Source organism: Flavobacterium sharifuzzamanii (assembly GCF_003254585.1).
In the GTDB taxonomy this organism is placed as follows: domain Bacteria; phylum Bacteroidota; class Bacteroidia; order Flavobacteriales; family Flavobacteriaceae; genus Flavobacterium; species Flavobacterium sharifuzzamanii.
Genome location: NZ_QJGZ01000041.1, coordinates 181,935 through 194,859 on the forward strand (window position 1 = coordinate 181,935; position 12,925 = coordinate 194,859).

Annotated in this window: 14 protein-coding genes; 4 read left to right on the top strand and 10 right to left on the bottom strand. The window is 33.4% G+C overall.

Features of this window, described 5'->3' with window-relative positions; translation table 11 throughout:
* Positions 1 to 90: 90 nt before the first annotated feature.
* Together DMA14_RS18035 and DMA14_RS18040 are read right to left on the bottom strand one after the other, a co-directional pair.
* Positions 91 to 798 (bottom strand): ABC transporter ATP-binding protein, encoded by a 708-nt coding sequence (locus DMA14_RS18035; protein ID WP_111376033.1) that lies wholly within the window; start codon positions 796 to 798, stop codon positions 91 to 93.
* Between the two features lie 142 nt (positions 799 to 940).
* A complete protein-coding gene (locus tag DMA14_RS18040; RefSeq protein ID WP_111425965.1) occupies positions 941 to 2,185 on the bottom strand; it encodes an efflux RND transporter periplasmic adaptor subunit in 1,245 nt (414 codons plus the stop codon).
* A 160-nt stretch (positions 2,186 to 2,345) separates the two neighbouring features.
* Between DMA14_RS18040 and DMA14_RS18045 the strand changes: the two genes are divergently transcribed.
* Together DMA14_RS18045 and DMA14_RS18050 are read left to right on the top strand one after the other, a co-directional pair.
* Positions 2,346 to 3,698: a sigma-54-dependent transcriptional regulator gene (locus tag DMA14_RS18045; protein ID WP_111425966.1), complete on the top strand. Its 1,353-nt coding sequence runs from the start codon at positions 2,346 to 2,348 to the stop codon at positions 3,696 to 3,698.
* Between the two features lie 145 nt (positions 3,699 to 3,843).
* The gene (locus tag DMA14_RS18050; RefSeq protein ID WP_111425967.1) at positions 3,844 to 5,169 is read left to right on the top strand and encodes a sensor histidine kinase; all 1,326 of its coding nucleotides are present in this window, start codon (positions 3,844 to 3,846) and stop codon (positions 5,167 to 5,169) included.
* Between the two features lie 126 nt (positions 5,170 to 5,295).
* Here the strand turns inward: DMA14_RS18050 and DMA14_RS18055 are convergent, their stop codons facing one another.
* From DMA14_RS18055 to DMA14_RS18075, 5 genes are all read right to left on the bottom strand, one after another.
* On the bottom strand, positions 5,296 to 5,622 hold the full coding sequence (locus tag DMA14_RS18055; protein WP_111286436.1) for an MGMT family protein: 327 nt from the start codon (positions 5,620 to 5,622) through the stop codon (positions 5,296 to 5,298).
* A gap of 142 nt (positions 5,623 to 5,764) precedes the next feature.
* Positions 5,765 to 6,403: a LysE family transporter gene (locus DMA14_RS18060; protein WP_111425968.1), complete on the bottom strand. Its 639-nt coding sequence runs from the start codon at positions 6,401 to 6,403 to the stop codon at positions 5,765 to 5,767.
* Between the two features lie 41 nt (positions 6,404 to 6,444).
* The gene (gene trmB, locus DMA14_RS18065) at positions 6,445 to 7,122 is read right to left on the bottom strand and encodes a tRNA (guanosine(46)-N7)-methyltransferase TrmB (protein ID WP_073408106.1); all 678 of its coding nucleotides are present in this window, start codon (positions 7,120 to 7,122) and stop codon (positions 6,445 to 6,447) included.
* Positions 7,123 to 7,338: 216 nt separating this feature from the next.
* Complete coding sequence (locus tag DMA14_RS18070) at positions 7,339 to 8,721, bottom strand: ammonium transporter (protein ID WP_111425969.1); 1,383 nt, start codon at positions 8,719 to 8,721, stop codon at positions 7,339 to 7,341.
* Between the two features lie 263 nt (positions 8,722 to 8,984).
* On the bottom strand, positions 8,985 to 9,473 hold the full coding sequence (locus tag DMA14_RS18075; protein WP_111425970.1) for a nuclear transport factor 2 family protein: 489 nt from the start codon (positions 9,471 to 9,473) through the stop codon (positions 8,985 to 8,987).
* A gap of 318 nt (positions 9,474 to 9,791) precedes the next feature.
* On the opposite strand from DMA14_RS18075, the gene DMA14_RS18080 reads away from it, so the two are divergent.
* Positions 9,792 to 10,454, top strand: a complete 663-nt coding sequence (locus DMA14_RS18080; RefSeq protein WP_111425971.1) for a hypothetical protein — start codon at positions 9,792 to 9,794, stop codon at positions 10,452 to 10,454.
* A gap of 155 nt (positions 10,455 to 10,609) precedes the next feature.
* On the opposite strand, the gene DMA14_RS18085 is transcribed toward DMA14_RS18080, so the two are convergent.
* Positions 10,610 to 10,924: an HPF/RaiA family ribosome-associated protein gene (locus DMA14_RS18085; RefSeq protein WP_111425972.1), complete on the bottom strand. Its 315-nt coding sequence runs from the start codon at positions 10,922 to 10,924 to the stop codon at positions 10,610 to 10,612.
* A 344-nt stretch (positions 10,925 to 11,268) separates the two neighbouring features.
* On the opposite strand from DMA14_RS18085, the gene DMA14_RS18090 reads away from it, so the two are divergent.
* Entirely contained in the window at positions 11,269 to 11,502 is a 234-nt protein-coding gene (locus DMA14_RS18090; RefSeq protein ID WP_008466285.1) for a hypothetical protein, read from the top strand.
* 41 nt (positions 11,503 to 11,543) lie between these two features.
* On the opposite strand, the gene DMA14_RS18095 is transcribed toward DMA14_RS18090, so the two are convergent.
* A complete protein-coding gene (locus DMA14_RS18095) occupies positions 11,544 to 12,203 on the bottom strand; it encodes a hypothetical protein (RefSeq protein WP_111425973.1) in 660 nt (219 codons plus the stop codon).
* On the bottom strand, positions 12,196 to 12,924 hold the full coding sequence (locus tag DMA14_RS18100; RefSeq protein ID WP_111425974.1) for a hypothetical protein: 729 nt from the start codon (positions 12,922 to 12,924) through the stop codon (positions 12,196 to 12,198). The genes DMA14_RS18095 and DMA14_RS18100 overlap by 8 nt, the downstream gene beginning before the upstream one ends.
* Between the last annotated feature and the right edge of the window lies 1 nt (position 12,925).

Consider the following 12,925-nt stretch of genomic DNA (forward strand, 5'->3'; position numbering starts at 1 on the left):
ACCTTTCGGTTTTACATCATGGTAAATATTTTGCATACTAGCTCTACCAGAACTACAAGTGCAGTAACAATAATTTTAATCATCACTTTATTATTTAGCGTCCATAAAAACATCAACATTTCGTTGATTTAACTTTTCAGAAAATATAACTCCGTCTTTCATGTGAATGGTTCTTTGCGAAAAAGAAGCATCATAATCAGAGTGGGTAACCATCAAAATGGTAGCGCCTTTAGCATGTAAATCGGTTAAAAGTTCCATTACTTCATTACCGTTTTTACTGTCTAAGTTTCCTGTTGGCTCATCGGCCAAAATAATTTTCGGATCATTTACCAAAGCTCTTGCAACGGCAACTCTCTGCTGCTGTCCTCCAGAAAGCTGTTGTGGAAAATGTTTCAAACGATGAGAGATATTTAGCTTTTCGGCAATAGCCTCAATTTTCTGTTTTCTTTCAGAAGCTTTTACATTGTTGTAAAGCAAAGGCAATTCGATATTATCATAAACAGAAAGCTCATCGATCAAGTTGAAATTCTGAAAAATAAAACCAATGTTTTCTTTACGCACTTGTGCTCTTCCTTTTTCCTTTAGACCAATCATTTCCTGATCGAGTAATTTATAGCTTCCGCCATCTGCGCTGTCCAAAAGCCCGATTATATTTAATAAAGTCGATTTTCCACAGCCCGAAGGTCCCATGATAGTTAAAAAATCTCCTTTTTTTATTTCTACGTTTATACCGCTTAAAGCAGCAGTTTCTATTTCTTCTGTTCTAAAAACTTTGGTTAAATTCTGAATTGTGATCATAATTTTTTAAGGTTTTGAAATGTTATTAAATTCGTTTTTTGATTGATGATTGAAATTATGTTTTTGTTTATTTTGTTTCAAGTTTCAGGTTTCAAGTTGGTTGCAGCGTTAACGTGAAACCTGAAACTTGAAACAAAATAAACTATTCTTTATTTAGAGAAAGCTCTTCGATATCTTTATAATCGGTATAAGAAGAAGTAACTACAGATTCGCCTTCTTTTAAACCTTCTAGAACCTCATAATACGAAGGATTTTCGCGTCCTAATTTGATATTTCTTCTTATCGCTTTGTTTCCGTTTACAACAAAAATCCATTTTCCTGCAGCTTCCTGATTAAAAGCACCTCTCGGAATTACTAAAGTTCTATTCTTTTCAGACAAAATCAGTTTTACGCCAAAGCTAAGTCCGTCCTGCAAAACAATATTTTCTTTACTTACAAAAGCAAGTTCTACAGTAAATCTTCCACCTTTAACCTCAGGAATTACTTTGGTCACGACAACTTCAAGATTCTTGCCTTTAAATTCTACTTGCCCTTTTAAGCCTTCTCTAAGTTTTTCCAGATAAAATTCGTCTACTTCAGCAATAAGTTTGTATCCTTTGTTAGAATCGATTCTTCCAATGCTTGCGCCTGCTTGAAAAGTTTTTCCTAAAACAGGTTCAAAAGACGTTAATCGTCCTGTTTCTGGTGCTGTAATTAAGAAGTTCTTTTTGTTGTTTCTTAGAATATCCAAACTCTTTTCCATTGTCTGGATAGAACGGTTTATTTGAGAAATCTGAACCTGATTGCTTTGTTTTTCTTTTTGAATACTCTGCTGAATTGTTCTTTTGCGCTCTTCTTGAAAACGTAGACTTTCTTTAAAAGTATTCCAGTCATTTTTAGAAATTACATCTTTCTCATACAGCTTTGCATTCATGTCATATAATCTCTTCGCATCGTTATAATCATGTTCAATCAAAACCAAATCTTTGTTTAAGTTTAGTTCTTGATTTCTAATGTTTAATTTTCCGGTATTCAAATTGTTGATTTGCTCAATAATAGCAGTTTCCTGAGTCAAATAATTCAACTCTGTATTTGGGTTGTACAAACGAGCCAGTGATTGTCCTTTGGTAACCATTGCGCCATTTTCTACAAAGATTTCTTTTACAGAACCTCCCTCGGTAACATTCACAAGCATAACATTCAAAGGTTCTACTTTTGCTTGAAAAACTACAAAATCTTCAAAAAAGGCTTTTTCTGCTTTTTGAATTACCAATTCGTCGGCTTTTACATTTAAAGTTCTTTTGGTGTTAAATGCGAAAACGCTAATGGTTAGCAAAACTAAAAAAACAGCAATTGCTATTGCGAGATATCTAAATTTTTTACTTTTACGAGGAATTATCGTGTCCATTTTTTAATTTATTTTACTGATAATCAATAGGTAAATACTGTGCCATAAAATTTATTATTTGTAAAGTGTTGATTTTAAAGAGGCTCTAAAGAACACTCCTAAAAAGCAGTGTCCGATAATGAACAGTTGACCGTTCGGAAGCGGACAGAAAAAAGACCACATGAGAAAAAAACTAGCCCAAATATTAGTTGTTGACGATCAGGAAGAAATTCTTTTTTCTGCAAAAATGATTCTTAAAAAACATTTCGAGACCATTTTTACAACTAATAGTCCAAAAAAAATCATTTCAATCTTAAGTGAAAATGACATTAATGTGGTTCTGCTGGATATGAATTACCGAATTGGTTTTGAAGATGGACGGGAAGGTATTCATTGGCTAAAAGAAATTAAAACGCTTTCTCCGCAGACAGTCGTTATTTTAATGACCGCTTTTGGTAAAATCGAAACTGCTGTAGAAGGTATTAAAATTGGCGCTTTTGATTATGTGCTAAAGCCGTGGAATAACGAAAAACTGCTGGAAGTTATTGATAAAGCAGTTAATGAAAGTAGAAAAAACAGCAAAAAAACAACTACAGAAAAAGCAGAGAAGGCCGAAAAGAAATATTTTGTCGGAACTTCAGCCAAAATAAAACAGGCTTATTCTATAGCAGAAAAAGTAGCACGAACAGATGCGAATGTTTTGATTTTGGGCGAAAACGGAACAGGAAAGTATGTTTTTGCGGAATATATTCATCAGCATTCAGAAAGAAAAAATCAGCCTTTTGTGCATGTCGATTTAGGTTCTCTAAGTGATAATCTATTTGAAAGTGAACTTTTCGGTTATGCAAAAGGAGCTTTTACCGATGCTAAAATTGATACTCCGGGACGTTTTGAAAATGCATCAAACGGAACTATTTTTTTAGATGAAATTGGAAATATTCCGCTTCATCTTCAGGCAAAATTATTACATGTTTTACAAACCAAAACCGTAACGCGTTTAGGCGAAAGCAAGCCACGTCCGCTTAATGTTCGTGTTATTGCCGCTACAAACAGCGATATTAAAACAGAAGTAAAAAATAAAACGTTCCGTGAAGATTTATTGTACAGAATTAATACAATGGAAATAAATCTGCCTTCTTTAAGGGAAAGAAAAGACGATATTGTACCGATGGCCAATTTTATTCTAGAACAGATTGCCGAAAAATACAATCAGGAAAACTGGCGTTTTGAAGAGAATGCTGCATCTTATCTGGAAAAATATCCGTGGAAAGGAAATGTTCGCGAAATGGAAAACAAAATCGAACGTGCTTTGATTTTAGCAGAAAACAATACCATTTCGGTAATGGATTTGGATATTTTGGACTTTGAAGAGATTCAGGAAAATGATGAAAATCCGTTATCGGAAATGGAAAAAGGCGCAATAGAAAAAGCACTTTTCAAGCACAACGGAAACATCAGTAAAACTGCCGAAGAATTAGGTTTGTCGCGCGCTGCGTTGTACAGAAGAATAGAGAAATACGATTTGAAGAATTAGAGAAAATGAGTAGCGTCCAGCTTTAGCTGGATGTTAATTTTGAGATAAGATTGGGGCTTTAGCCAAACTTACGTGTTTTGGCTAAAGCCTATTTCTGTAAATAATATATCTCTCCAGCTAAAGCTGGAGGCAATTCAAAAAAATAATGAAGAATTGGAAATTTTATAATGCTTTGTTCGTGAGAGTTCTATTTGTAATGGTGCTCTTCCTTGCTAGTGCATTATTATTCTATAAAGGATTTCAATACAATGCTTTATTGGTTGGTGTTTTCGTTTTGATTTTCCTATTCGAAATGTATTTTTTTGTCAAAAACCAATTGCTGTTTTATGACAAAACGATAAACTCGATTCTGCATGATGATTTTTCTGCTCACTTTCCTGAAGAACATAAAAAAGATAATTTCAATAGCCTGTATCTTCTGTATGATACATTAAAAGTTCAGAAACAGGAGCAGATTTCTAAAGAATTAATTTACCGTTCGATTTTGAACAGTATCGATACTGCTGCTTTGATCTTAGAAAAAGAAAATGACAATTGGTCTGTTTTTATAATGAATGACTGTTTTTCGAAGCTGTTCAAAGTGCCAAAAGTAAGCCATTGGCAGTATCTTAAAAATTATCTTCCGAGTTTGTGCAGTGAGATTGAAAAGGTCGGTTTTACAGAATTGAAAACAGCTATTTCTATCAAAATTGAAGATCAAGACCTTCAGACTTTTATGCTTCAGACATCGCATACGCAAACTTACAATAAAGAATATTTTATCATTTTGCTGGATAGTATTCAGCGTGTTATTGAGAAGAAAGAGAAAGAAGCGTGGATTAATTTGATGAAGATTATTTCGCATGAATTAATGAATTCCTTAACGCCTATTCGCGCGCTTTCGCAAAATTTGCTTCATATTGTAGATCAGGATGAATTGGAAGAAGATGATTTTGAAGACATCAAAAGCAGTATTTCGACAATCATAAATAGGAGTGATCATTTGCAGTTTTTTGTGGAGAATTACCGTAAACTGGCAATGCTGCCAACGCCAAACAAACAGATGACACCAATTAATGTTCTGTTTGAAGATTGTTTGCGAATTATGAGTCCAATTTTGAAGGAAGAAAAAATTGAGTTGATAAATGAAATACATAGTTCACGTTCTATTATGATCGATAAAAATCAGATGGAGCAAGTGATTATCAATTTGATTACCAATAGTATTCATGCTTTAAAAGAAAAAACAGAAAAGAAACTGCTAATCTCAAGTTATACCGAAAATAATCGCTTTTTTATTGTGATTGCAGATAACGGAAAAGGGGTTGATGCTGAGATTAGAGATAAAGTTTTCTTGCCGTTTTTCACCACCAGAAAAGATGGCGCGGGAATTGGATTAACGCTTTCTAAAAATATTATAGAAGCACATGGAGGCTACCTAAGCTATCAAACTGATGAAGATAAAACAAGTTTTGTGATTTGCTTGATTTGATTTTAATTCTCCTGCAAGGATTTCAAAACCTTGTAGGTATTGCTCTTTTAAATGTCTTTTAACTATTGTCAATTAAAATATTAGACCTACAAGGTTTTGAAAACCTTGCAGGAAGAGCCCTAGATTTTACGATTCAACTTCTGGTTTCCAGAAATGCTTTTCAAAGTCTACAATTTGATTGTTGACCACTTTTATTCCTTCATTTTCTAAAAGCTGCTGCATTAAATTAGTTCCATCAAAATGATGTTTTCCTGTTAGAAGTCCTTTTTGGTTTACAACTCTATGTGCAGGAACATCATCCATATTATGACAAGCGTTCATTGCCCAGCCCACCATTCGTGCAGAACGTGCTGTGCCTAATGCTTTTGCGATAGCGCCATAAGAAGTAACTTTTCCAAACGGAATTTGTCTGGCGATTACATAAACTCTTTCAAAAAAATTCTCTTCTGCCATGATTGTTTTGCCACAGATTAAAAGGATTATAAAGATTTTAAAATTACTACTTATCTGTTAAAATCTGCGGAATCTGCGTGAAAAATTATTTAGCCACAAAGTAAAAAATCATTTTAATCTGTGAAATCTGTGGCTATAAAAATTATCCGAAGTAGTAATTCAGAATATTAAAAAGTGTTGCTAGCGCAACTAATCCAGTAATGGTTCCAATAATTGTATTCATGTTTCGCATGAAGTAATCGGTTTTCTTTTCTATTCTTCCAAAGAAGGCAATATAACTATACAAAATTGCAAAAGCCCCAAGAACCGAGCCTAATACAAAGGTTAAAATAATTGTATTTTCGAATACAAAAAGGTGATACGAAGCAAGTGTTACGCTTATTACCACATAATAAGGAATAGGAAAGAAGTTTAGTCCAGAAAGTAGCATTCCGAGAAAGAAACTGCTTTTTTTGCTGGTTTTCTTTAGTTTCGTTTTTTTCTTTGCTATCGGATCTTTCGCAAAAAAGAAAAAATAAATAGTTAAGATAGAAAAAATGATAAAACCAGCTTCACGCAATACTATTACAACATCTGGACGATTGTCTATGACGCGGGCAAACAATACCGCAATGTAAGCTTGAAAAAAAATAATTAAAACCGCACCAATTACAAACGACAGAGCATTCTTTTTCCCTTCTTTCATTTTGATTTTGGCAGCCGTCATATTGAGCAATCCAGGCGGAATAGTTCCAATGGCAGCGGCAATAAAACCTGAAATTAGGGGAGTAAGGTAGATCATTTAGTTATTAAATCGGTTAGATAAAGGCTTCAAAATTAAAGTTAGTCTTTAATTTTGAAACGAATATACGTAATTGCCTTATTAATTTCTAAATATTGTTTCTCATAAAAAGTCTGGATAGAAGTCACAACTTCTGGGCTTCCTTCGTTTTTATATACGTTATGGTTTGCGTATAAAACTTCGTGACCTTCACCGTGAAGCAATCCAAGAGTATAACCGTGCATAAATTCGCTATCGGTTTTAAGATTTACAACACCGTCTTTTTTCAGGATTTTTTTGTACAATTTCAAGAACTCAGAATTCGTCATTCTGTGTTTCGTTCTTTTGTATTTGATCTGCGGATCTGGGAAAGTAATCCAGATTTCGTCTACTTCGCCTTCAGCAAAAATATGATTGATCAATTCGATTTGAGTACGAACAAAAGCAACATTATGAAGTCCGTTTTCTACAGCAGTTTTAGCACCACGCCAGAAACGAGCACCTTTAATATCAATTCCGATAAAATTTTTGTTTGGGTATTTCTCTGCTAATCCAACAGAATATTCTCCCTTTCCGCATCCTAACTCTAAAACTAATGGATTATCATTTTTAAAGAAATCAGAATTCCATTTTCCTTTTAAAGGCATTAAATCGCCTACAACTTCTTCTCTGGTTGGTTGAAAAACGTTTTGAAATGTTTCGTTTTCTCTGAATCTTTTTAGTTTATTTTTACTTCCCACTTTTACAAAAATTTTCGGCAAAATTAAGGAATATAAACGAATGAAATGGCGTAAGTGGGTTTAAATGTTTTTTTGCCACAGATTTCACAGATTAAAAGGATTTTTTTTAAATGTTTTCGCCACGAATTACACGAATTTTCACGAATCAGTTTAACTGCAATGCAGAAAAAAAATTAGTAAAAATTGGTGTAATTCGCGGCTAAAAAAAAATATTTTTTAACCGTAATGTGGCTCAGTAATTGGTTTTGATTTTGGATCTAAAGTTTCATCGTGCTGAGATAAATCCAATCCGATATGTTCTGATTCTTCAGAAACTCTCAGCGGAATAATGAAATTCGTTACTTTAAACAAGAAATAAGCTCCGAAGAAAGTAAAGATCGAAACTAGAATTAGCGCCATCATATGGTGTCCGAAAACATTCCATCCGCCGTGAAGTAAACTTGCATCTTCGCCGTGAGCGAAAATAGCAGTCAAGATCATTCCCATGATTCCGCCGACACCGTGACAAGCAAAAACGTCAAGTGTATCATCGAACTTTTTAGAGTATTTGCAATTTACAGCAGTGTTAGAAACTAACGCTGTAATGAAACCGAAAAACATACTTTCCGGAACAGAAACAAATCCTGCAGCTGGTGTAATGGCAACTAAACCAACAACAGCACCAATACAAGCGCCAAGAGCAGAGACTTTTCTTCCGTTCATTCTATCAAAGAAAATCCAAGTTAACATGGCTGCGGCAGACGAAGTTGTAGTTGTAGCAAAAGCCATAGCAGCAGTTCCGTTGGCAGCAAGAGCAGATCCAGCGTTGAACCCGAACCAGCCGAACCAAAGCATTCCTGTTCCTAATAATACAAACGGAATATTGGTTGGAATATGCTGGCTGTTTTTTCTTTTTCCTAAAACAATAACTCCTGCCAAAGCTGCAAAACCAGAACTCATGTGTACTACAGTTCCTCCTGCAAAATCTTTTACTCCAAAATAACTCCCTAAAATACCCGTCGGGTACCAAACCGCATGACATAAAGGAGCATAAATAAATATCGTGAATAAACTAATGAAAACTAAATAAGAAATAAAACGAACGCGCTCTGCAAATGAACCTGTGATAATGGCAGGGCAAATGATAGCAAATTTCATCTGAAACAAAGCAAAAAGCATAAACGGAATTGTACTTGCCAATTGTTTATGAGGCAGAACGCCAACATAATCCATAAAAGCAAAAGTAGTCGGATTACCAAAAAAGCTATAAAAATGATCTCCAGAACCAAAACCAACCGGTTCTCCAAAAGCCAAACTAAATGCTACAACAACCCATAAAAGCGTTACAACTCCTAAACAGATAAAACTTTGAAGCATGGTCGAAATAACGTTTTTCTTTCCAACCATTCCGCCATAAAAGAAAGACAATCCTGGTGTCATAATTAAAACCAGACAGCTCGAAGTAAGCATCCAGGCAACATCGGCAGGAACGATATGATCTGTAGTTCCAAATTCTGATAAAACATAATTATTTTCGGTCACTGTTGGCCAAAATGCCCCTATCGTACATACGACACTTATCATGATAAAGGAGATAATCCAGCGTTTTTCTATTTTCATTTTTAAAATACTTTGTTTAACCCTATTTTTTTTGGGGTCAAAGTTAGAAAAAAATAAAGATTCTTGTTTTTAAGGCTGTTAAAATAGAGGTATGGGTTTTATTTTGATGAATTTTGTAAAATACGGTTTGTTTTTTTGACAGTATCTTATTCTAAAGTTACAAAAAAGCGCTGTTTTTGCCGAATTAATTAAAATTAATCTGCTAACAGCGCTCCTAATGTGCTCAAAAAGTTACGTTTATAATAAGAAAAGCGTAAAATGTTTTATTTTTTCTGAAGTTTTGCAATCAAAGCGTCTTCAATTGGTGCTTTTATTTTGGTTACGGCATCAACTTCGTCATTTGGAATTGTCATTGACAGCACATAATGTTGAATTTTCCATTCGTTGCCCACTTTGATTAAAACTCCAGATCCGCGACAGATTTTCATTTGTGTATCTAGCAATTCATCAAACCAAGCAATTTTTCCGCTTTTATCAAAAAAAATATGACGTTCTAAAGCTTTAAAATTCCATGTAGTTCCTTTATCAAAAAAAGGCTTTGCCCAGATAGCAAATTCTTTTTTAGTCCAATTTTCGGTTGCATCAGTTCCGATGTAAATTGCGTCGTCTGCCAATGTACTAAAGTATGCATCATATTTTACTTCGGCAGCCGCTTTGTGCCAAGCATCTAATGTGTGATTGATTTTGATTTTGTCTGTTTGCGCATTGGCAAAAGAAGCAACAAACAAAAGGAGTAAAAGTGTTTTTTTCATGAGATATCTTATTTGACTTTAAAGGTATAATTTTTTTTGAACCATATAAGTGATATAAGGAAATGGAAGTTTTTAATCTCCTACTCATATATAATAAAAGTACTGTTTGTCATCCTGAGGAACGAAGGATCACACTAGAAACTCCGTAAAGAGATTCGCCAATCTTTGTAGAGCTCCGTGTGTAATCCTTCGTTCCTCAGGATGACATAAAATCAAAACAATTTAAAATCCTGTGTTTAATTATCATTAACATTATTCATGTCATTTAATCTCTCAAAAAACCACTATATTTGATTCTCAATAAAAATACCCCCCATCATGAATGCAAAAATACTTCTAGGCTCACTAGCTGTTACTTCTTTATTTTTTATTTCCTGTAAAAAGGAATTAGAACCGCAAGAAAGTACAGCATCTTCCGAATTAGTAAGATTAGGACTTGCAAAAGATACCACAAAACCTGCTGCGCCAGTGGTGCAAAACCCTGTAGCGAACCCAAATACAGTTTTAAGCGATACAAAAGGAATTAATCCTGCTCACGGACAGCCAGGCCACCGTTGCGATATTGCGGTTGGAGCGCCTTTAAATTCTGCGCCAACACAGCAAGTTCAAGCAACTCAAGGACAAACAGTGCAAGTAAATCCGAGTCAGCAGCAGAAAATGGTGACAACTACAACTGTTGCGCCAGTTAAAGTGGCAAAAGGAATGAATCCGCCACACGGACAGCCAGGACACAGATGCGATATTCCTGTTGGAGCACCTTTAAATTCGCCTAAAGCAACAACAACTGCAACAACGACAAATACGGCTCAAAGCGGAACAGTTACGCAAAACTTTAGCGTTACTCCTCCAGCATCAAACCCAGTTCCTGCATTGTTAAGCACAGAAGGTACTGAAGCTACGGTAGCAGACGGAATGAACCCGCCACACGGAAAACCAGGTCACCGTTGCGATATTGCAGTTGGCGCACCTTTGCCAAAATAAAATAAACCATATAAGTGATGTAAGTTAATTTAAGATTTTTCACTTGTTGTTATCCATAAAAAAAAGCGAAGCATTTTAGGCTTCGCTTTTTTTGTGATATAAGTTTTCAATAAACTCTAAAAATAACTTATATCACTTATATGGTTTAAAAAAAATTAATGTTCTTTTATCTTCTCGAAAGTGCTCGTCAATGTTTTTTTAGCTTTGGCCAATGCACCGCTAAAAGCTTTTTCTAGAGTGTCTGCGTGTTCTGTAACCGTAATTGGCTGTAGTTTTACAGGACGAACTTCAATCACACATTTTTTGTCATGCAAGCTGAATTTTTCTCCATTTTCGTCTCCAAAATGAATTTCTACGCGAGTAATTTTATCTTGAAAACGGTCTAAGCTTTTTTCTACTTCTCCAGAAAAATAACTTTCTAATCTTGCACTTCCTTCAATGTTTTTGTCGGTGTTGATTTGTACTTTCATAACAAATAAAATTTAATGATTCATTCTCAAACTTATCGATTTTAAAGATAAAAGACAAGTAGGTTAAGGAAATATTATGAAATTTTAAATTGATTTATTTTTCAATTTTGTAATTTCGATTTGGAGAAAATATACTTAGAGTATTTTATTTTTAAATAAAGAAAAAACTTACAATTTATTTTTGTTTTTCATATATTTGGAGTTCCTAAAACTTCAAATAATGAACACAAAAAAACTTTTTGCCCGTGCGGAATGCTGGCGGTATTGGAAACAACTGCAACGCGTATTTGAAGGCGTAGGACAGCTAACCCGTGCGGGTTTTATTTTCCCTAAACTTCAAAATTATGAGTACCAACACCCTTTCCAAAGAAACCGAATTGAGGTTAACTGAATTCTTCAACAATTCAATTGATTCAAAAAGTATGGCAAAAACGATTAGGCAAGTAAATTTCCTAATTGCGTTAAACGCAATAAGAGAAGATGGATTTATGAAAACCGAAACCGTAAATATTGAAGATGGTTTCTTTTGGTTAAATGAATTAGCCGAAATTCTTGATCCTTATTTGGTGATTGAGTAAGAAATGAGAAAAAGCCACTTGGAAAGTGGCTTTTTTTGTTTTTAAACATTTTTTCTTAGGGCAATCTCATTGCGAAACTCAAATAACATTCGGGATAATTCCACTCTATTCGTATTGTTCTTATTTAAGAGTATTGCATTAATTTCTTGGTTAATAAAAAATTTAAAGTATCTAGGAATGGAGCTGAAACAGATTTCGTTACTGATTAATTTTTTAACGACTTTAATTGAAATCTTAATGTATATGTCGTTGAATAAATTAATCTCATCAATACTCAATTTTTTTTTAATATCATTTTTGTTGTTATGAATTGTTAATTCCTCGTTAGAGCTAATTATGTTACCAAAGCCTAATGAAAAATTTGAATGAAAAATTTTTTCTATGTACTCTGATGATCTACAACTTAACAGAAAAACATCATGATCTTCAAAAAAATGATTTCCCCAATTAACATCTAAAAAGAGTTTTTCATATTCATGACTTTCGTCTGGTACATAAAGACCATAGGAGCTACCGTGTCCTAGAAATATTATTAATGATTTCGGATTTAAATCGCCTAATAATCTTTTTGCCATTAAAACAGAATCGTTTGTAGAATCAAAAGAAACATAATAATCACTAAATTCTTTTTCAAAATTCTTTAAAAATAATGTTGAATTATCTACGGCATGTAACATTAATATTTTTTTGTAATCATTCATTTAGTTTCGAATAATGTGCTATTGAAAGATCAATAAATTCACGAATAAATTTTAAACCTTTCATATCTATATTATCTCCGTTTAAAATTTCATTAATACTTTTTCCGTCATAATTTATATTACCTGTATTAATTACCATGTTTTGGTCAAACGACAGTATTGAATCTAGAACAATATTTGATATTGTATTTGAATCTCTAAGTAATGTAATAATTTCATTAAAATGTGTACCATCTCTTTTCCAAAATTTGATTTTAAGTTGAAGTATATCAGCAATAAAATTATTTAATGATAGATCATCAATTTTGTCTTTTCCATTACAAACTTCTTGCGAAATTTTTGATAATATATATTTGGAAGCTTTTTTTATATCTGAAGAATAAACAAAGAAAGGTTTTGATTTTAATTTATCTTTTGTTTTTATCACATATTCTAAAATATCCCATCCTACTAATCCTTTGTAGTTTTCATTACTATCTATAATGTTCCAATCTGTGACAATTAAATTGATATTTATGCCAGCAGTTTTTTCAATTATTGCAGTGGTAAATTCCTCTTCCTTAAATTCATTTTTATCAGCATCAAAGAAATCGCTTGGATTTATGTAAATAGGAATGCATTCATAACCATCAATTTTTACACTCCTCTTATATTGATTTTCTGCTTCATCGTCATCATCAAATACAAGATATCTTGATTGAAATTTATCAGTAGATGCCATA

What these genes read in the sequence shown, in the direction of transcription:
- DMA14_RS18035 (WP_111376033.1), bottom strand. Translation starts at nt 798, where the DNA reads ATGATCACAATTCAGAATTTAACCAAAGTTTTTAGAACAGAAGAAATA.
- DMA14_RS18040 (WP_111425965.1), bottom strand. Translation starts at nt 2,185, where the DNA reads ATGGACACGATAATTCCTCGTAAAAGTAAAAAATTTAGATATCTCGCA.
- DMA14_RS18045 (WP_111425966.1), top strand. Translation starts at nt 2,346, where the DNA reads ATGAGAAAAAAACTAGCCCAAATATTAGTTGTTGACGATCAGGAAGAA.
- DMA14_RS18050 (WP_111425967.1), top strand. Translation starts at nt 3,844, where the DNA reads ATGAAGAATTGGAAATTTTATAATGCTTTGTTCGTGAGAGTTCTATTT.
- DMA14_RS18055 (WP_111286436.1), bottom strand. Translation starts at nt 5,622, where the DNA reads ATGGCAGAAGAGAATTTTTTTGAAAGAGTTTATGTAATCGCCAGACAA.
- DMA14_RS18060 (WP_111425968.1), bottom strand. Translation starts at nt 6,403, where the DNA reads ATGATCTACCTTACTCCCCTAATTTCAGGTTTTATTGCCGCTGCCATT.
- DMA14_RS18070 (WP_111425969.1), bottom strand. Translation starts at nt 8,721, where the DNA reads ATGAAAATAGAAAAACGCTGGATTATCTCCTTTATCATGATAAGTGTC.
- DMA14_RS18075 (WP_111425970.1), bottom strand. Translation starts at nt 9,473, where the DNA reads ATGAAAAAAACACTTTTACTCCTTTTGTTTGTTGCTTCTTTTGCCAAT.
- DMA14_RS18080 (WP_111425971.1), top strand. Translation starts at nt 9,792, where the DNA reads ATGAATGCAAAAATACTTCTAGGCTCACTAGCTGTTACTTCTTTATTT.
- DMA14_RS18085 (WP_111425972.1), bottom strand. Translation starts at nt 10,924, where the DNA reads ATGAAAGTACAAATCAACACCGACAAAAACATTGAAGGAAGTGCAAGA.
- DMA14_RS18090 (WP_008466285.1), top strand. Translation starts at nt 11,269, where the DNA reads ATGAGTACCAACACCCTTTCCAAAGAAACCGAATTGAGGTTAACTGAA.
- DMA14_RS18095 (WP_111425973.1), bottom strand. Translation starts at nt 12,203, where the DNA reads ATGAATGATTACAAAAAAATATTAATGTTACATGCCGTAGATAATTCA.
- DMA14_RS18100 (WP_111425974.1), bottom strand. Translation starts at nt 12,924, where the DNA reads ATGGCATCTACTGATAAATTTCAATCAAGATATCTTGTATTTGATGAT.